At 56.9% G+C, this 248-nt stretch carries 1 protein-coding gene; it reads right to left on the reverse strand.

Annotation, left to right across the window (positions count from 1 at the left end):
- Positions 1-248 (reverse strand): GFA family protein (locus SB764_RS43275; RefSeq protein WP_410867205.1); only part of this gene is annotated, 248 nt, incomplete at both ends.

Consider the following 248-nt stretch of genomic DNA (forward strand, 5'->3'; position numbering starts at 1 on the left):
TGCTCCGCCGAGGTGATCATGGCGATGAATTCGGGGCCGGTCATGTTCTGCGTGGCTTCGGCGAAAGAGTAGCTCGAAGGCTTCTCATCCGTGAAAATCTGCGACGCGAACTTGAAACTGGAAGGGTTATCGAAAGCCTGCAGCGAAACGGCAAAATGCTTGCCGTCCTTGGAACGCCACATCAGCGTGCTGCCGCAGTTCTTGCAGAAGCAGCGCTCACCCCATTCCGACGAGGAATAGACGCCGAG

This window comes from Paraburkholderia sp. SIMBA_027 (assembly GCF_046535315.1).
In the GTDB taxonomy this organism is placed as follows: Bacteria; Pseudomonadota; Gammaproteobacteria; order Burkholderiales; family Burkholderiaceae; genus Paraburkholderia; species Paraburkholderia tropica.